This window comes from Bacteroides difficilis, assembly GCF_048319815.1.
GTDB lineage: Bacteria > Bacteroidota > Bacteroidia > Bacteroidales > Bacteroidaceae > Bacteroides > Bacteroides zhangwenhongii.
The window spans coordinates 3,056,298-3,075,959 of record NZ_CP182814.1; the positions used below are offsets into that span (position 1 = coordinate 3,056,298).

Below are 19,662 nucleotides of genomic sequence, written 5' to 3' on the forward strand. Positions count from 1 at the left end.
CTATTTTTATACGGTATATACATTTCGTTCCGCCCTCAGACGTCTCAAACGCTGCCCGGGAGATTCCCGGATTCCTTCCACCATAATGACAAGATCGCGCCATTCCATCGGATAGCTGCGCGACTTCTCATCATATTCGGGAACCTTGAAATGACCGGCTTCAAGGCGTTTGACATACATCACCAGACCGCCATCCTCGGCATGGAGAAGCTTCATCAACTTACGGCTGCTGCCTATGAAGATGAATACATCACCGTTCCTGACACTGCAGCCCATACGCTCGTGTACCACACCGCAGAGGGAACTGATACCCTTGCGCATATCAGTCCTGCCGGGGCAGAGAAAATACCGCATCGTATCATTCAGACAGAACATGGCAACAGGTGTATTGGTTAATCAAACGGGAAGCGGCCTCTTCCATACCGGCACCCAAATGGGCGCGGACGCCATTAGGAAACAACAGGGTCATTCCGGAAACGGAAGAGGAGGAAGCAATACAGGGGGACTTGAGGCTGATGGGAGCTAAGACTGATTGGGGAGCAGATGTTTCGTGATCGGGAACACTGGAAGATTTACGTTTCCAATAATTGTACGTGGAGTAACTGACATGTTCACGTTGCAGAAATTTCACAAGACTCAGACCGCTTAAACGATGCAGTTCCTGTAAAGAGCTAAATTGTTCTTGTGTCATAATGAAAATATGTTAGAAGTTCATGCAATATTGCAAAGGCAAAGGTGCAATGAAAATATAACAAAGAAAACGGGTACTTTATCGGATGCTTACCGTTTAGCTTGAGTTCTATTTCATCACAGTTGTTGTATACTGTGGCAAAAGTTTTCTCGCCTTCTCTTTTATTCCAGCTAAACAACCTTTCTTTGCTTAATACGACACGTTCGCCAGCCTGTCCGTATGTAGTGTATTCCATAGGTCCTGATGCTGAGACATCGCAAGAAGTGATGAAAATCCTTGGTTCTTCAGTCCAACAAGCTTCGTACAGAGCTCCTTCGTATTTCTTGTTTAATGTAAGATCCAGTAGTGATGAGTTCCATCCTCTTCTTCCAAGTTCTTTGGTTTCTCCTAGGTAATCTATACCTGTCCAGATGAATCCTCCTATTACGTAAGGGTTGTCTCTCATTGCTATATGGTAGCAGAGTTCTTTGTTGACTTCACTTCCAAAGCACAGTTTCTCAGGGTATTTTTCGTGCATGGGTCTGTACATGTCCTTGCTGCCAAAATCGCGTTCTATGTAATTGAATCCCATAATAGGCAATTGTTCTGTTACTCCATTCTTATCTGTAAGTTTACAATTGTTGTCGCCTACACATGATGGTCTGGTTGGGTCTAATTCCTTGCATAAAGCCAACATTGGTGCTATCGTTTCTCCTGCGTGTTTATAGTGCCTGTAATCTGGAATCTCATTTCCTACTCCCCAGATTATTACTGATGGATGATTTCTGTCTCTTTTTATCATATCTGCCAAATCGGTACGCCACCATTCGTTGTAGAGATGGTTGTAACCGTTCATGGCTTTACCGGTAGGATTTTCTGTCCAGTTTACGTTCCATCCGGTAGTCCATTCGTCGAAAGCTTCGTCCATTACATAAAATCCCATACTGTCGCATACTTCATAGAAGGCTGGTTCGAAAGGGTTATGTGATGTCCTTAAAGCATTACATCCCATTTCTTTTAATTTACTCAGACGATATATCCAGACTTTTCTGGGTACTGCAGCACCAAGACTGCCAGCCTCATGATGGAGACAAACACCTTTCAACTTTGTTTCAACACCATTGACAAAGAGTCCTGCTCCGGGTACGAAATCGATTTTTCGGATACCTATCTCCGTAACTGCATCGTCCAAAAGTTTGCCATTGTATTCTATCTCACTTTTTACAGTATAGAGATATGGTGTTTTGTCGCTCCACAGATTTGGATTATTGAAAGTAACGGTTTGTGTCGCTTTATAGTTCGTTTCGTAGTTTTCGATGACATGATTGTTTTCTGTTCTTGCCACTTCTTTTCCTTTATGGTCGTAAATTATAGTACGGATAATACAGTCATGTTTTCTTGGAGCATTCTTCCATTTGTTCTCTTCACGCAGCCATCTGTTTTTCTTAAATAGTTTTATTTCATTCTTATCGAAGAATGTGCCCATGATTTCATAATTCGCTTTTATTGTGGCTGTATGTTTTTCTGCTATAGGAGTGGTAATATAGATACCTCCATTATGGCGGAAATGAACATAGTTTGTTTTTATCAGATGAACGTTTCTGTATATTCCTGACCCGTGATACCATCTGTCTGCTCCGGGATTACTGTTATCAACCCTTACAGCTATTACGTTTTCTCCTCCAAACTTGAGTTTATCAGTAAGGTCATATCTGAATGTTGAGTATCCGTATGGTCGTCTTCCAAGGTAGCAGCCATTAATCCACACTTCGGAATTCATAAATACACCGTCGAACTGAATTACAAACTGTTTGTTTAAATCTTCTTTGGCGACAGTGAAGGTTTTTCTGTACCATCCTAATCCCTCGGGGAAGAAACCGTTGTTTTTTCCGGCAGGGAAATCCGGTGTATAGTCTCCCTCAATGCTCCAGTCGTGTGGCAGATTAAGAGTTCTCCATTGTGAGTCATCATAGTTGATTTCTCTTCTTTCAGGGCTGTCTCCTAATAAGAATTTCCATCCCATGTTGAAATCTTCTGTAACTCTTATTTTAGTTTCTGTAGAGGGGGCTGCTTTTAACAGTGCCCCCATGAGAATTAATGTCAAGGAAAGTAGTAGTTTCATATTCATTTTGTAAATTTATTATTATAATTTTTCTCCGGCTCCCTGAAGTGAAGCATCGTGATTCCACATTATGTACCAAGGATCTTTAGTCTTCAACTGCCACTCTTTCAGCTCTTTTTTCATTTGTTCGAGTATGTCTGTATAGTCTTTTTTCAAAGCCAGATTGTTTATTTCATCAGGGTCTTCTTTAAGATTATAAAGCTCGAATTCTGGTCTGTGAAGATAGGAGTCAGTAGTGCGTTTACCGAAGTGTGTCAAATTGTTTCTGTAAATGCTTTGCCATGTTGACGAAATCCATAAATCAGATGCAAACGGATATTCCAACGAATGAGCTATGTTCCATATTATTTTATAGTCACCTTTTCTCATTACCCTCATTGGATAATACATTGTGATTTCATGGAATGTATGTGAAGCGAAAATCCTGTTCCATCCTTCGTGAGATTCACTCTCTATAACCGGTAGGAAGGAGCGTCCCATGAATCCTTCATCTTTGGTGTTTATACCTGCCATGTCGAGTATGGTAGGGGTCATGTCGACCCATGAAATCATTGCACCATTTGTAATTCCTTTTGACTTAATGAATGGTGAGCTAATGATACAAGGTAACTTTAGCCCTGGCTCATACACAGTAGTTTTTGCTCCAGGGAAAGCCATGCCATTATCTGAAATATATATAATTATAGTATTGTCAGCTTTTCCTGATTCTTTCAGATATGAGAGAAGTTTACCCATTCCCTGGTCAACTCTGGAAACTGATTGATAATATTGTGCAATTTCTTCTCTCGTTTCTTTGTTGTCAGGGAGGAATGAAGGAACAATGACACTGTCCGGCGAATATACTATATTGGAACATCCTTTGTATCCGTCTTTTCTGTTACCGAATGGATTGGGCGAACTCCAGTCGTCTACTTTTTCTGTAAATCCGCTACGGTGTGGGTCGTCAGTACAGAAATAGAGGAAAAACGGTTTTTCAGAATTGAAGATCTCTTTACAGTTTTCAGCCATTTCTACAGTATTTCTTGGATTGCCTGTATATACTTTATCGAAATGATATACGGATTCAGGGGCTACATGATATTTGCCTATTCTACCTGTAAAATACCCATTCTCTGAAAGGATTACAGGAAGGGAACGCACATCCTTAAAAGTACTGAAATGATGGTAGTCGTGTGTATGGCCGTATGCTCCGATGGCATGTCCGTATTTACCTGTTAGCAGGACGGAACGGCTTGCTGCTGAACTTGCACTAGTGCAATATGCCTGAGTGAACCTTACTCCATTAGCGGCAAGCGAGTCCATATTAGGAGTTTTGATAATGTTGTTTCCGTAGCATCCCAATGCATCCATACCATGGTCGTCTGTCACAAACAGTATGATATTAGGGCGTTTTGAGGAGGTGTTTTCTTTAATTTTTCCGGTGCTGTCACTGCATCCGTAAAGTGTGGGTATGAATGTCAGTGCATAACCTAAGTTAATTATATTATTGTTCATGACATATTATTTTAGTATATATCCTTGTTTTTTGTTAAGTCCCGTGCCTTTAAACTCTTGAAGTTGTTTCATCAGCTCTCTTTGCATCTTTTGTGCTATTGCTTTCTTGTCTGCATCATTATAGCAGTTCTTAAGTTCAAACGGATCTTCTTTCATGTCGATTAGCCATGGCGATTCTTTTTTGTCTATTACCAGTTTGTATCTGCCGTCTGTTGCAGCAGCCCACCAGCCTTCGCATTGTGCAAAATGTACTATTCTGTTGCCATTTACAATTTTATCTTTGTTTGTGAAGTCGGCAGAAGTATCCTTACCATGGAATTTTACGTCAGTTTTTATACCCATAAGTGAAAGTATGGTAGGAGCAAAGTCTGTATTCACATATGCTTTGTTTATGACTTTTCCCGCCTTGATTTTTCCAGGGTATCTTATTACAAACGGTATGCGAGACGAGGCTTCGTATGGAACTCCTTTGTTCCTTCTTTTATGTTCAAAGAACATATCTCCGTGGTCGGATGTAAATACCACTATTGTATTGTCCAGTAAGCCGTTGTCTTCAAGGAATTTAAGAATCCTGCCTACACTGTCGTCTATGTGTTTTACCATACCAAAATACTGTTTCAGGGCCTTTGTATCGAATGTCTTTGCCTCGTTCTTGTCTTTTTCGCTGCCTTTTCCCCAGCTTGGTCTTTGTGATGCATATTCAGGTTTCATCGTAAACGGCATTTCCGGCTTCAGATTTTTGTACATATCGTGATATGGTGGGCGTGCATAGTCCGGTGTATGCGGATCCGGAATGGACAGCATGAGGCAGAATGGTTTGTTTTTGTCTCTTTCCAGTATATCGAGTGCCTTGTCGGTAAAGAAGTCTGTAAGATGGATTGTTTCATTCGCAGGAAGTTTTGCGGCAGCTTTATCCCCGATACCTGCCACTACTTTACCGTTTTTTATATGAAAGTAAGGAGCGTGTCCTCCTGTCATCATGTATGTATTGTCTTGGAATCCTCCATTATATTTTATGCCGAACGTGTATTTATTCTCATCTCCTGCAAGATGCCATTTGCCTACATACGATGTGACATAGCCATTTTCGCTTAATATGGATGCAAATGTAGGTATTTTATCACTTAGGAACATTCCGTTCTTGGGTGCTCCTGTGGCTTGGGGGTAGAGGCCTGTGATCATTGAAGCTCTTGAAGGTGTCGACACCGGCGAACTACAGTAATATTTCATACATATAGCTCCTTCATTAGCTATTCTGTCTATGTTGGGGGTTGTTGAATTGCATCCTTTTCCCCAAACAAAAGCTTCTTGTTCAGGCATAAGGTTCTGATAACAGCTTAAGGTTCTGAAACTGTGCTCGTCTGTATGGATTATGACCAGGTTTGGTTTTTCGGCAGCTGATATTCCTGTAATTGGTGCGCAGCCTGTTAACACCATTAATGTAAATTTATTCATCGCTTGTTATTGTAAAATTGTTATTTGATCAATACTTGGTGTAGCATCATTGCTTACACTTTTTAAGGTTATATTGTTTGCTCCGGAATATATGGTTATAGGAACTGACATTTCACGCCAGTGGAAACCAACACTTCCTGTATCGGTAAATTTAATTCTTTCCAACAGCTTGTCGTTATTATACAGCTCCATATATGAATATGTGCTGCTACTTTTCTGTGAGTATCTTATAGAAATTTTGGCATTGAATTTTCCACCATCATTTTCCTGATACCATGTGATAGAACCTTTACCTGCTTTCGGTATAACAAATCCGTCGCCGAAATACCCTTCGCCATCTTTTTTAGTTTTGACACAGTTAGTGAGACTGGCTGTTTCAGCCTGTTCTCCATTGAACTCGCATGCCGGTTCTCCTGGCTTTCCCCAATATAAGCCTTCGTTTGGACCAAAACTTTCCTGCATGTAAATTTCATCTTTACCATTTATATATATAACAGCTTTAACTGTAGCCGCCTCTTTTAGCGAAAATGGGGCATTGTATTTTTTACAATTCTTGTCAGGTTTCCTACCATCTGTAGTATAATATATCTCAACATTATCTTGGGGACTCTTTCCTCTTAATGAGATGCTTTCATATAAAATTGAAACTTTGTCTGAAGCCCATAATTTCTTATCGCCTGATATACATCCAAGATATAATGTAACGGGCGAATTTTCATTATAACCTGTAGACTGGATGAAAATCCTGTTAAGTCCAAAGAAACATCTTTTTGATTTTGCAATGAAGTTTGTTTCTGTATCAACAGGGTTACCGCTTTCAAATGATAGGATTCTTGCATCACCTTTTATATTGGCATGTATTCTGTTTTCTCCATACGGGTATAATATTCCGTTGTTGTCTTTTTGACTTATGGATATAATGCTGATATCTTGACAGTCTGCTTTCAGATTCTTGTTTTCGATGTCAATATCAATTTTAGCAGGTGTGCCCGCTGTGGCTTGCGATGTCCTGGCTATTTCTTTTCCCTTTCTGTATGCTATTGCTTCAATCTTTCCTGGTGTCCATGGGACTCTGAATTCACATTGCATTTCATTCCATTTTTCCCCTTTTTTTATTTTCCCAAGAGAATTCCCATTGAGTAAAAGTTCAACTTCATCGCCTGTTGTATACACCCATACAGGTATTTCTGTTCCTTCTTTCATTTTAGGATGTGTCCAATGTGGCAGAATATGAACCATATCCTTTGTTGTCCATTCACTTTGGTAGAGAAAGTACAAGTCTTTTGGAAAACCTGCCAAATCAAGTGCACCAGATTGGAAAGCTCTGAACGGCCATCCTCCATGTACATATCCTGCTTCGCCAAGGTAATCAAAACCAGTCCATCTAAAACTTCCGGAGAACCAGTCTTTGTCTCTTAACGATTCTATGATATGTCTGGCTGTAACTCGCACGGTGGCATTATCATACGAAGAGTTGAATATCTGTTTTGCACTCTTTCTTCTGTCTGGTGATGTCCAGTCATATGAGAAAATCTCTTTATCCGTAAGGTTGGGTATGAACATCGGATCTTGTTTCTTATTGGGGTACTTGTCTCTATACCACGTCTGTGTTCTATAATATCCTCTAACTTGCCATGTATGAGGGTTTTCTGTTCCTATGAATGCTCTATTTCCCGGCTTATATGTTTCAAGAAAAGTTTTCTTTTCGCTCCATCCGTTCACGCCATATACATCCATATCTTCAGAGTTTGAGTCTCCTGAAGTGACTAATCTCGTATGATCTTCCTCATGGCATATTTTTACCATCTTTTTGGCAACATCGCCTTTGGTTTCATTCCCTATACTATATAGGAACACTGAGGGATGATTCCTGTCCCTTCTAATGAAATCTCTTAAGTCTCTCTCATACCAATTGTCGAAAGCCTGGAATCCATAGTCAAAGTCTGCTTTTTTGTGCCATCCGTCGAATATTTCGTCCATGACGAACATTCCAAGCTCATCGCAAACTTTATAGAAAATAGGCAGATGAGGGTTGTGAGCCGTTCTGATGGCATTACATCCCATATCTTTAAGAAGTTTAACTTTCCATCTGATGAGTTGTTCTGTTGTAATGGCTCCAGTAGGACCTCCTTCCATATGTTCGCATACGCCTCTAAGTTTATACTGTTTTCCGTTCAGTATAAATCCTTTATTGGGACTCCATTCTATATATCTGAATCCGAAATCGATACTTTTCGTTTCGATTATATTGTTATTTCTGTCGGTAAGTGTTATTCTTGATGTATATAGGTTAGGATTTTCAGGAGACCACAACTCGGTCTTTTTGATTTTTAGGTTGAAGTTGATTTCTGCATTGTTGTTGTTAGTGGAAAACTCTAATGTTTCCGATTGTGCTTTGCATTTACCTGCTTTGTCAAAAATTTCCAGTTTGGCTAAATAGTTGGCAGATTTTTCGGCTGAAATAACTTTTGCGTTTACACAGACTTTGTCTTTCGAGGGGGTAGTGATAAAAATTCCATCTTTTTCAAAGAAAGCATTTTTGTGGCTTCTTAATGATACATTTCCATATATTCCGCAGCCATGATACCAGCGGGCGCTGGGTTCCATACTATTGTCTACTCTTACTGAGATGATATTTCTGCCTTCCACAAGGTATTTCTTTATATCGAATGAGAACGGAATGTATCCGTATGGTCTTTCTCCTGCAAAGTTACCGTTTATCCATACCTGATTGTTCATGTATGAAGCCTCGAAGTCTATGAAAATAAAATCATCTGACAGGTCTTTTTCAGTCAGATATATCTCTTTGCGATACCATCCTATACCGCCTCCAAGGTAGCCACCCTTGTCTTTCTGTGAGGCATTTGCTGAATATCCGTTCTCAAAAGCCCAGTCGTGAGGTATGCGGATGTCTTTCCATTCTGAGTCATCAAAATCTACATATTTTGCTTCTGGTATGTCACCGTAAAAGAATTTCCAGTTATTGTTCAAGTTTTTTATATTTGCTGAGATATTCGCTATGTTTAATAACAGTAAAAGTGTTAAGATAAATGTATTTCTCATATAGGGTATAGGATTAGATTGTTTATTGAGTTTTACAATATTTATAGCATAGGGAACATCTGTCTGCTTAGTTTTTACCTATGATAGTAACAGATGTTTCCTATATTTAATGCTATAGAAGTAGTAAAAGGTTCCAGTATCTTTTTATGTTATAAAAGTTCTTTTGGAGTAGCTTCTTCTATCCACTTGTTCAGTCTTTCAAGCATATCTTTTGTCCTTTCCGGATATACGTTGATAAGATTTGTGGTTTCGCTTTCATCATTGCTGATATTATAGAGCTGCACCTTTCCGCTTCTGTATTTAATCAGTTTCCATTCGCCGTTTATTATAGCAGCATTCTGGTCTTCGTAGCTTCGGAACATAAACAAGTCTCTGTCTTTTAGTTTCTTACCCTTTAGAACTGGGACGAGGCTCTTTCCTACTACCTGTTTGTCCTTACATGGTTTGCCTGAGGCAAGTTCTACAAGAGTAGGGTAGACATCGATTGTTTCTACCGGCTGAGTTATAGTCTTGCCCATCATTTTCTTATGAGTAGGGTCGTATATGATGAATGGTACGCGTGAACCGCCTTCAGCCAGTGCATCTCCTCCTATCTTGCCACCTCTTAAATGTCCGTTCTTGAAAGCCCCTCCCTGGTCGGAAGAGAAGATTATAACTGTATTGTCAGCAATTCCTTTTTTCTCTAGCGAACTTCTGATTTCTCCTACAGTCTCGTCAAGCGCCTCAATCATCGCTGCATACTGTGCGTATTTTCCGGTAAGCCCTTTCTTTTCATATTTTGCCACTAAGTCTTTTCTTCCTATTTGAGGGCCATGTACTCCATAATACCACACGTTGAGCAGGAAAGGTGTCTTTTTGTCGTATTTATTAATGAAATCTACCGCTCCGTCTCCAATGAGATTTGTCAGATAAGTATTCTTTCTGGCTTTTGGGAAAGGATTGTTAGTCTTGAAGAACGGTTGGTAGTAGTTGTTCGGATGTCCGTGTTCGCATGTACCGTACATAGCGTCGAATCCTTGTTTTGTAGGGAAATATGGTTCTGTGCCAAGATGCCATTTACCTACAAACATGTTATAGTAACCGAATTCTTTAAGTCGTTCAGCATAAGTGATTTCTTCCAAGGGGAGATACGCTCTCGACTTCATTTTGCCGGGGTCTTTGTCGAATGTTTCAAATTCAAGGCTTGTATCTTTGCCGTATATATGTCTTACGAATCCGCATCTTAACGATTCTTTGCCTGTCAGAAGCGATGCTCTGCTCGGGCTTGAAGTAGCACTGGCTACATAGGCTCTTGAAAAATACAGTCCGTCAGACTTTAGTTTGTTGATGTTTGGAGTATCGAATACAGGGTTGTTATATCCCAAATCAGCCCATCCAAGATCATCTACAAACAGCATTACTATGTTGGGCTGCTCCTGTGAGAATGCCGTTACCTGACTTCCTAGCAATAGGGCAGAGACAGTTATTAGATTCTTCATAATTATTCGAATTTCAGATTTTTATTTCCTTTAATTTTCAAAGTTTCTCTTGATTTCTTGTCGGCTTCCAGTACTTTAGCCGGTTTCAGTCCTGTGTGTATATTATCCTCGATTGTGACATTTTTGCAATTCTCCAACTGGAAAACCGGTGCGTCAGGGAACGGGGCTTTTTCCTCATTGTTAAGGTTTATTCTGTTGCCTTTGATAATAAGGTTTTCTGCTCTGTCCGCCCATACCACTCTCGGATTAAATCCGTCAATCTCATTGTTTATGATATTGATGTTCTTGTCGTAGCACTCAGTCTGGTCGAAGTTCTTGCCAAGTCGTGGAGTGATGTATATTGCGGCATGAGGTTTTCCGCAGTCGGCATAGTTCTTGAACTTGTTATTTCTGATTGTCACGTCGTTTACAGCACCGGATTCAAACCAGAAGAATGTTTCGCCTCTGAAGAGTATTGCCGACATCATTGATGACAGATTATTGTTTTCAATAACAGTTTTCAAAGGGGTTTTCAGAATGAGATTTCTTGCCCTATGGTTTCTTATAGTACATCCTCTCACTGTAAATGTCGGATTCCATGTTTTGTTTTCCACTACATCTCCTGTTTTCAAATCAGACGGAATAGCATTGGCGAAAGTCAGATCCATGTATGTTTCGTTAATGATGTTGATTTTTGTGACTGTATTTGTTTCAGCTCTGGCCGGTGACGGATACTTTATGAACCAAACCTCGTCGCCGGGGGCAGCAAATTTGAATCCCAACTGTTCGAAGTGTTTCAGAGCTACTCGTATCGTTTTGGAGTCGATAATCTTGTTTACTTCCACATATGTGCCATGTACGTTAGTTCCGTCATCAAGCATATTCTCAAATGTGCACCCTTCAATCAGAATATCTCCCTTACAGTTGGCAAAATGTGTGGCGTCTGCAGTAGATGAGATTACTCTGTCTGAATTAGGGGGAAGAACAACTTTACAACCTCTTATTTTTATGTTTTCAGAACGTTCGAAAAGATATGCCATACCTAGGGCATGATGTACCGTTACGTTGTTGAGAGTGATGTTCTGACACTCCTTAAAATCGAATGCAGGAGCATATCTGTCCTTTTCTCTGTCGCCCTTAGAGCTTAGCAGTGAGCCGATTGGTGGATAGTATTTTTGTTTTTCGTATATACGCAGGTTTCCGTTAGGAAGCTCCACCACCTTTGACGGGTCACTGTGCATATCTTGTGCACCGGTTACTACTTTCTTCTTTTCCTTGTCGAAAGGCAATGTGCTGCCTAATATGGAATAGTTAAATCCGTCAATGTTAGGGAACATTATTTTATTCTTCTCTATTTTCCATGAGAAACCATCCCTTAATGGTCTTACTTCCCTCCATCCTTCTTTGCGATTGATGTCTATGACTTCAGCAAGGAATGTAAAAGGTATGTCCCAGTTTATGGTAATGCCTGATATATTCACTTCATTACATTCCTCTATCAGGAAAGGGAATAACTGACCATGACATAAGATGGTAGCTCCGTTGCCTTCTATTTCCACTTTCTTGAAGCCTTTGATAGGGAATATGATTTTCTTTGAACCATTGCCGTGATTTGTTATTGCACAGTATTTTTCTGTTGCATAGTCCGGCTTGCAGAAATATGTTCCTTTTTCAAGTACTATTTTTATATCATCTGTCTTCGCACTTTCTATAGCCATTCTTATATTCATAGTTACCTCGCCATTCTGTAGCGGAATGTTGATGATTTCTTTTGCAGCTGTATATGAATTTGTTATCAGTGTTAATACAGACAGAAATGTAATTCTTTTCCAGATTTTGGGTATAGTCATAAATTTTTGAATTATTTTAAGAATAAATATCCGGACAGTGGAGTGTAAAGATTATCTCCACTATCCGGCAGTAATAGATTTATTTTAGAGTTTCTCCTTTTTTATTCGGATTGTAGTATTTTCCTACAGAATTTAGGAATTCGGCCTTCATTTCTTCAAGCATTTTGCCTTCTTTAGCAGCCAAATCTTCATTCTGGGCAAAATCATTTTTCAGGTTATATAAAGCAAAATCTTCGACAGTTCCGAGTTCATTTCCTGTTTTGTTTACCTTTTCACCTTTGTATGGAGGTATAAGTGCATAGTCGCCTTTTCTGTATGCAAGGCGGCCCATTGCTTCAGTTATAAATGATTCTCTACCATCAGTAGATTCTCCCATGAACACCGGTAAGAAGTTCTGGCTGTCAAGTCCTACAGGAATTTCTTCATCTATCAGCTCGGCAAATGATGCAAGCATATCCATATGCGAAATAAGGGCATCCGATTTGACCGGCTTGATATGACCTTTCCAGTAGACAAAGAATGGAACCCTTGTTCCTGCTTCGAACAGACTGTATTTACCTCCTCTTAATCCGCCTGCCGGTTTGTGGTCGCCAACAAGTTCCGGTGACTGGTCTTTGTAACCGTCGTTAAGTACCGGGCCGTTGTCGCTCGAGAATACTATCAAAGTATTTTCCAACAGGCCTTCTTTCTCAAGCTTCTCTATCAGTTGGCCAACACACCAGTCTGCCTCTATAATAGCATCTCCGCGAGGTCCCATTGTCGTTTTGCCGGCAAAACGCTGGTGAGGGGCGCGTGGTACATGTGGCTGGTGAAGTCCATAATAAAGGAAGAATGGTTTTTCTTTGTTTTCGTCAATGAAATTCATTACTTTACCTACGAAATAATCAGCCATATCTTCATCCACCCATTTAGCTTTCTCTCCACCTTTCATATAGCCTATACGGGGAATACCGTTTACTATTGAATTGTTATGTCCGTGCGCCCAGTGCATTTTCAGCATTTCCGGATGGTCTATGGCTGTAGGTTCTCCTTCAAAATTCTTTTCATAACTCACCTGAATAGGGTCTTCAGGGTCAAGTCCGACTACTGTACCATTTTCAACATAGACTGTAGGTACACGGTCGTTTGTCGCTGCTATAAGACATGAATAATCGAAACCTATTTCATTTGCCCCGGGAGTTACTCTCTTGTTCCAGTCCGGATTTCCCGAACCCATTCCAAGATGCCATTTGCCAATTGCCGCCGTAGTATATCCTGCATTTCTGAACATTTTCGGCATTGTAAACTGTGCTGTGTCAATCAGAAGAGGAGCGTCGCCCGGAAGAATCTTGGCATTCTTGTTTTTCCATGGGTATGAACCTGTAAACATCGCATAGCGACTAGGTGTTGATGTAGCAGAAGTGGCATGCCCATCAGTAAAACAAACACCTCCATTCGCTAATTTGTCAATATTTGGTGTAGAGATGGTTTTACTTCCATATGCGCTGACGTCGCCGTACCCTAAATCGTCCGCAAGGATTACTATTACATTCGGTTTGCTTGTTTTCTCTGTTTTCTCTGTTGAAGAACATGCAGTCGAACTTATGGCTAAAGGAGCCAAAACAGAACTGAATAATAAATAATTTTTCATGATAAAATATTTTAAAGAATTTGTTCCCTTTTTTTATATCTGCAAATATAAATTGTAAATCCATACTGTGGGTATCTTGTTGTATAATAGATGTATCTGTAGGTATTATTATGTTTCTCAATTGCTTAAAGATACATTCCTGTACCTGCAGATACGATAAATATACCTATAAATACATATTAATATGATGGTATTGGTATTTTTGTGTTCGAAGAAAAACAATAACCTTTAAAAATTATGAAAACAGAAAGTTTTACATCATTATTTGCTCTTTGTATGCTGGCGTCTTGTTCAGTGTCCGAAAAGAACAAATTAGAGAGTCGCCCTAATGTGGTATTTATCCTGGCTGATGATTTGGGATATGGCGATGTGAGTTGTTATGGACAGGAGAAATTCACTACTCCTAATATAGATGCTCTTGCCTCCGAGGGTATGAAGTTTACTCAGTTTTATGCCGGATGTACGGTGTCTGCACCGTCAAGGTGTTCGCTGATGACAGGATTTCATACAGGCCATGCTCAAGTTAGAGGTAACAGAGAACTGAAAGGTGAAGGCCAGTTGCCGATGGCGGAGGGGACATATACCATTGCGCGCATGTTTAAGGATAATGGATATGCCACCGGGGCTTTCGGAAAATGGGGTCTTGGCTTCCCTGGATCTGAAGGAGATCCTAATAATCAGGGATTCGACGAGTTCTTTGGATATAACTGTCAAAGACAGGCTCACAGATATTATCCTTCTCATCTTTGGCATAATCAGGAAAAAGTCATTTTAGAGGGGAATGATACCAAAAACAAGACAGTTTATGCTCCTGATCTGATACATGAAAAAGCCCTGGATTTTATCAGAACTAATAAAGATAAGCCTTTTTTTGCATTTATTCCCGTGATACAGCCACATGCAGAACTTCTGGTTCCTGAGGATAGTATTATTGAAAAGTATAGAGGAAAGTATCCGGAAACTCCTTTTGTGGCAGACAAAGAAGGTGCGGAATATGGAGATCCGGACTTCGATGTGAAAGCTTACTGCTCGCAGCCGGAACCTCATGCCACTTTTGCTGCTATGGTGTCAAGGGTGGACAAGTATGTTGGCGATGTGACAGGTTTGCTCAAAGAACTCGGAATAGACGATAATACGATAGTGATATTCAGCAGCGACAACGGACCTCACCTTGAGGGCGGAGCCGACCCGGATTTTTGGAATAGCAATGGTGATTTCAGCGGATATAAAAGGAGTATGACGGATGGTGGCATCAGAGTGCCTATGATTATAAAATGGGGTGACAGGATTAAAGCCGGCTCCGTAGAGCAGCATATTGGTGCCTTTTATGACTTCATGCCTACATTTGCGGATCTGCTTGGAGTGGATGTAGACAAAACTGACGGTATATCTTTATTGCCTGTCATTACTGGGAGTGGAGAGCAGAAAGCTCACGAATTCCTCTATTGGGAGCATCAGGGGAACGTGGCTATAAGAATGGGCGATTGGAAGGCTATACGTACAGGGCTGCTTAAGGACAAGGATGCACCTCTGAAGCTTTACAATATCAGTAGCGATGTGGCTGAGGTGAATGATGTGGCTGCTCTCAATCCGGAAATCGCAGCCAAGGCGATGGAGATTATGAAAAGGGAACATACTGTGAATCATAATTATCCGCTTTATGCTTCGGAGAGAAAGAAATAATGTTATATTAAGGTTTTAGTGGCTTTTAAGGTAAAAGGATTTGGATAACATTACTACTTGCCATATGGCAAGTAGTTTGTAAAATTTAATATAAAAATGTTAGTAAATGAGTTCGCTTTAATAAGTAAGTAAATTTTTGTTATACGGTTCAAGCGGTACTATAAAATACTAAATGTTTTTATTATAAAAAAACTCTAAAAACACAAAATATGCCCCTCCTTAAAGGACATCCAGAATATTTATTAGATCATAACTATTTATTAGTTATGCTTTTGAAGCATTCTTCAAACAAATTTATACTGGCTTTCTTCTCATACTCTCAGATTCATTAGCGAAGTACGTGATGGACTCCAATACAGGAGCACTATTTGTCTTTTCAAATAAGACTGAGTAACGGCGATAAAGAACATGCAAACTTATCACTGTACCCGTATCCTTCCTTTCTCACACATGTGGCTACAATAATATGATTGTAAGCATTGGGATGACCGTTATTGTATTCTTCATTACCTTCAGTAAACAAACTGTTTGAAGATTGCTTCGGGAATCGTTAAGGTTATTTCTTCATTGGGCTTTTTATTCCATTTAGAAATGTTATCTCAGTATCGGCTTAAAAGAGAACACATCATACCAGAAGATTTATTGAACATATCAAAGTGTTTAGCAGAGGGACTTTTCTTGAACATATAAATTTTCCATATCATTTAATATTATGATACAATGATGTTAAAAAACTATTTAAAATAGTATAAATTCAAAGTACTAAATTAAAATTTGATATTAAAAATTAAGCTCCATTTATTGAGGTGAATTCAACATGTTAATATTGTACAAACAATGAGAAAGAAATCTTTTATTACGGCACTGCTTGTCAGTGTCATGCCTGCATTGGTGTCGGCAGGTAATATAAGCTCAATAGACACAAAAGGGAATATCGTGATGAAAGTGCGTATAGCCAAACGGGGGAATGATAATATAATTATCGGCTCGGATTATAACGGAGTAGTCCTTGCCACCGACTATAAGGGCAACATCATGTGGAGAACAGATGTTGGCCACGGAAGCATGAACCATGACCTGTGGTGTGCTGATATAGACTCCGACGGCAAGCAGGAAATCTTTGCAGCCAATGCTAGCGGTAGAGTGGTATGTCTTGATTTGAAAGGTAATATAAAATGGACATTCACTCCTTATGATGGCGTACATCGCACTCCGATGTATTCCGTGTGCGTAGTGAAGAAGGAGAACAAGCCATATGTAGTCTGCGGTGACTTCTCTACAGACTGTTATTATCTCGATGCCGTGACTGGAAAACTCGTACAGAAACTCTCGAGCAGGGACTATTCCAAGGCTAAGGTCTTCAAGATTGACAAGAAATTCAATTCTCTGCATATAGCGAATTTCCTCCGTCCTATTCCTTTAGACGGGGAGAACGACCTGCTCTTACTCCATGGCTCGAACAATCACATGCAGTCCTCGGGTGAGTTTTATGTAATGGAACCTTTGACTGACAAGGTGCTTTCGTATGTGGCAAAACCCTTGAAGCAGAAAGGTACGGTGGGCGATGTGCGTGTGGCCGACCCTGATGGTGACGGCACATATGAGGTATTGTTCGGCTCGTCGGTGCTCAACGGCAACGAGTTCGGAAGAATAGAGTTCTCCGATACTTATACTCATGCCAAATTATTTTCGTATCCCATACAGCAGAAGAATATAGGAAAAGTATCCTACAGAGTGAACCAGCCTTTCATCTTATACGGCAAATCGGGCTATGACTATGGAGTGCTTTCGTCAAATGCAATGGTTTTCTTTTCCTCGGAAGGATATTCAAAACAGATTAAGGACAAACTCCTCACGACATTTGCCTATAATGATATGTGTCAGGACGACAAGGGTAATATCATACTTGCAAGTTGTCAGGACGGAGGCAGCTGCATCCATATTATCGACACCGGAAAGTCCTCGTGGAAGTACGACTATGAAGATCTGATGCCGGAGGGAAACATACAGCGCATAATGGACTACACCACTGAGGTGAGAAAACAGCTGAAGAACTTCAGAAAGCCCGAATGGCAGCGCGAGCCGGTCTGTGTCACCGGATTTGAGGGTTCAAAAGAGCCTATATTCCAAGAACTTGATGACTCTAAATCCCTCGTCCTTTTAGGCTCGCCATGGAACAGAGGACATAATCAGGAATCTTCGTGGAGATTACCACTTTATGAAGGAAACATATATCTTAATTCAAGGGACAGAAGAAACAAGTATGACCGTTCAGCAAAGGAAATAGTTGATTATTTCACTCCGTCGTATGATGGAGTGAAAGGTATTTCAACGTGGGCAGGCCATGGGAATGATCCGTTGTATTATTCTCTTGACGTGCTTAAGGAAATTGCATCGTATGGATATGAGCATGATGGGAAAAAGACCATATACATATATCCGGAAATGAACCATACAGATAAGGATTTTGGGTTCGTAATGAAAAATCAGGTTTATCCGCTGGTGGAATTTATGGGTACCATAAAGTCTAACGTGGCTTTCCGTGCAAAGAATGTATTCTGGCAAGGACAGGTTTACACTAAAGATTGGGAGCCGGTCGTTTCAGGTAAATATGCAGCCGAAGTCATTCCTATCCTGGAAGAAACAACTGACAAGACGCAGGATTTGAGTATAGCCGGACGTATGGGGCTATGGACAGCCGGAAGTGTTGACGGATGGGGGGTACGCTGTTCGCGCGATGATCCAAGTTTCGACCGTTCGCGTCAGTTCTCATCACAGAAACTCTCCAATCATGTTTTGAGAAAGACCGTCTACAGCCTTGCTTGCGGAGCAAAATACATTCATAACACAGCAGAGTCAGACAATGAGACACTGGAATACCATGCAAGCCTCGCATACGAACTGCTTGCCAAGGAAGCCCTATACGTTCCTAAGCGAAATGAGATACTGAGCATCTCGCCCGTTCATCTGAGCATGTATAATCCGCAGGAAAGCTATCTTACTGAGGCCGAAGACCACAAATGGTGGATATATTTCGACAAGGACAGAGAGGAGACACAGCCGAAAGTGTTCAGCCATATGAACGCCTCATGGCTTGGCGCTTCGCTCACTCCATGGGATTTCTCCACCTATGCATCGGGCGTGACAGACAGAAGACAGAACTCCATCCCGACTTATCCTAACGGCATGGTGCTCATCACACCCGTACAGAACAAGGCTCTGAGAGAGAAAAACTCTGTCAGAGGCAATCTTGCGGACAATCTGCATCCTTTCTACAAATCCATAATGAAGGAATACATCACCGACGGAGTGGATTATCTCTCTGCCGACGGAAAGCAGCGTTTTAAAGCCGATGAGTTCTACAAGCAGATAAAGAAGGACATAGAAGAAGGAGCGAAGAAACTGCCGGTGCTCGTAAAAGGTGAAAAGACAGGATGGGTGGTGGCTCAGGTATCGCCTACCCACTTAAGACTCACTCTTGTCGACGGAGGATATCTCGCCCCGATGGACAGAAAGGTGAAAGTAACGCTCAACAATCTCGCAGTGAAGAAAGTCAGCGACATACTCGACGGAACTTCCTACAGCGTCAAGGACAGCTCGTTCGATGTCACCGTTCCGTGTGGCATGTTCAGATTCATAGATATAGAGCTGCAGAAACCTTTTATGTAAATGTTTGATACATAACCAGATAAACGATTCAAAACTTTAATTAGTCCGGCTGATTGTAGGTTTGTATGTGCAACCCTAAGTCCGACCGGGCTATTACATGCCGCACTCGAAAACATAGTTCCACAGACTGGAGCCATACGCGACGTGTGCGCACCAAACAGGCGGGGAAGAAATGAATTGCCTTGAAAAAGTGAACAGCTTAGATTACAACCTTACCCTCTACACACCTATGAACAACGATGCAGTGCTAAGTAAAGCCAGAGTGCACTGGTGCGGAAATTCGGTAACAGTAGCTGAAACCTCCCGTGAACTCCCGATGCTCGTCGAAGGAGCCTCATGGAGTCTGTTCAGGATAGACGACACCCACTCGCGCCTTTTGCTCATAGACCCCGGATACGTCTCGCCCTCGAAGATTAAGGCAAGAATAATGCTTCAGAATGCCAGACCTATCAAGGCCACAGACATTCTTACGGGCGAAGAAATAGAAACCGGCAAAGACATCATAACGATAGAAGTCCCTGCCGGTTCGATGAGATTTATAGATTTTGAGTATCTTAATAGGTAGCAAT

Annotated in this window: 12 protein-coding genes; 3 read left to right on the forward strand and 9 right to left on the reverse strand. The window is 40.8% G+C overall.

The window, feature by feature from the left end:
- Positions 1–6: 6 nt before the first annotated feature.
- The 9 genes from tnpB to ACNOGP_RS11495 all read right to left on the reverse strand — a co-directional run bounded on the left by tnpB (position 7) and on the right by ACNOGP_RS11495 (position 13,741).
- Complete coding sequence (gene tnpB / locus ACNOGP_RS11455; protein WP_060451332.1) at positions 7–375, reverse strand: IS66 family insertion sequence element accessory protein TnpB; 369 nt, start codon at positions 373–375, stop codon at positions 7–9.
- Positions 359–691, reverse strand: coding sequence for an IS66 family insertion sequence element accessory protein TnpA (gene tnpA, locus ACNOGP_RS11460; RefSeq protein ID WP_060451331.1), 333 nt, complete (start codon positions 689–691; stop codon positions 359–361). Before tnpA ends, tnpB begins: the two co-directional genes overlap by 17 nt.
- A complete protein-coding gene (locus ACNOGP_RS11465) occupies positions 672–2,798 on the reverse strand; it encodes a glycoside hydrolase family 2 protein (RefSeq protein WP_121765593.1) in 2,127 nt (708 codons plus the stop codon). The genes tnpA and ACNOGP_RS11465 overlap by 20 nt, the downstream gene beginning before the upstream one ends.
- A 15-nt stretch (positions 2,799–2,813) precedes the next feature.
- Positions 2,814–4,286 (reverse strand): sulfatase, encoded by a 1,473-nt coding sequence (locus tag ACNOGP_RS11470; protein WP_060451208.1) that lies wholly within the window; start codon positions 4,284–4,286, stop codon positions 2,814–2,816.
- 6 nt (positions 4,287–4,292) lie between these two features.
- Entirely contained in the window at positions 4,293–5,741 is a 1,449-nt protein-coding gene (locus tag ACNOGP_RS11475) for a sulfatase (RefSeq protein WP_081084211.1), read from the reverse strand.
- Between the two features lie 6 nt (positions 5,742–5,747).
- Positions 5,748–8,804, reverse strand: coding sequence for a glycoside hydrolase family 2 TIM barrel-domain containing protein (locus ACNOGP_RS11480; protein WP_060451210.1), 3,057 nt, complete (start codon positions 8,802–8,804; stop codon positions 5,748–5,750).
- 149 nt (positions 8,805–8,953) lie between these two features.
- The gene (locus ACNOGP_RS11485; protein WP_004320059.1) at positions 8,954–10,282 is read right to left on the reverse strand and encodes a sulfatase; all 1,329 of its coding nucleotides are present in this window, start codon (positions 10,280–10,282) and stop codon (positions 8,954–8,956) included.
- A 2-nt stretch (positions 10,283–10,284) separates the two neighbouring features.
- The gene (locus ACNOGP_RS11490) at positions 10,285–12,111 is read right to left on the reverse strand and encodes a right-handed parallel beta-helix repeat-containing protein (RefSeq protein ID WP_004320057.1); all 1,827 of its coding nucleotides are present in this window, start codon (positions 12,109–12,111) and stop codon (positions 10,285–10,287) included.
- 79 nt (positions 12,112–12,190) lie between these two features.
- A complete protein-coding gene (locus tag ACNOGP_RS11495) occupies positions 12,191–13,741 on the reverse strand; it encodes a sulfatase family protein (RefSeq protein WP_004320055.1) in 1,551 nt (516 codons plus the stop codon).
- Between the two features lie 237 nt (positions 13,742–13,978).
- On the opposite strand from ACNOGP_RS11495, the gene ACNOGP_RS11500 reads away from it, so the two are divergent.
- The 3 genes from ACNOGP_RS11500 (at position 13,979) to ACNOGP_RS11510 (ending at position 19,658) form a co-directional block, all read left to right on the forward strand.
- Complete coding sequence (locus ACNOGP_RS11500) at positions 13,979–15,424, forward strand: arylsulfatase (RefSeq protein WP_004320053.1); 1,446 nt, start codon at positions 13,979–13,981, stop codon at positions 15,422–15,424.
- 837 nt (positions 15,425–16,261) lie between these two features.
- Positions 16,262–19,093 carry a hypothetical protein gene (locus ACNOGP_RS11505; RefSeq protein WP_004320048.1) on the forward strand — a complete coding sequence of 944 codons (2,832 nt, stop codon included), beginning with the start codon at positions 16,262–16,264 and terminating at the stop codon, positions 19,091–19,093.
- A 172-nt stretch (positions 19,094–19,265) separates the two neighbouring features.
- A complete protein-coding gene (locus ACNOGP_RS11510) occupies positions 19,266–19,658 on the forward strand; it encodes a hypothetical protein (protein ID WP_004320047.1) in 393 nt (130 codons plus the stop codon).
- The last annotated feature ends 4 nt before the right edge of the window (positions 19,659–19,662 follow it).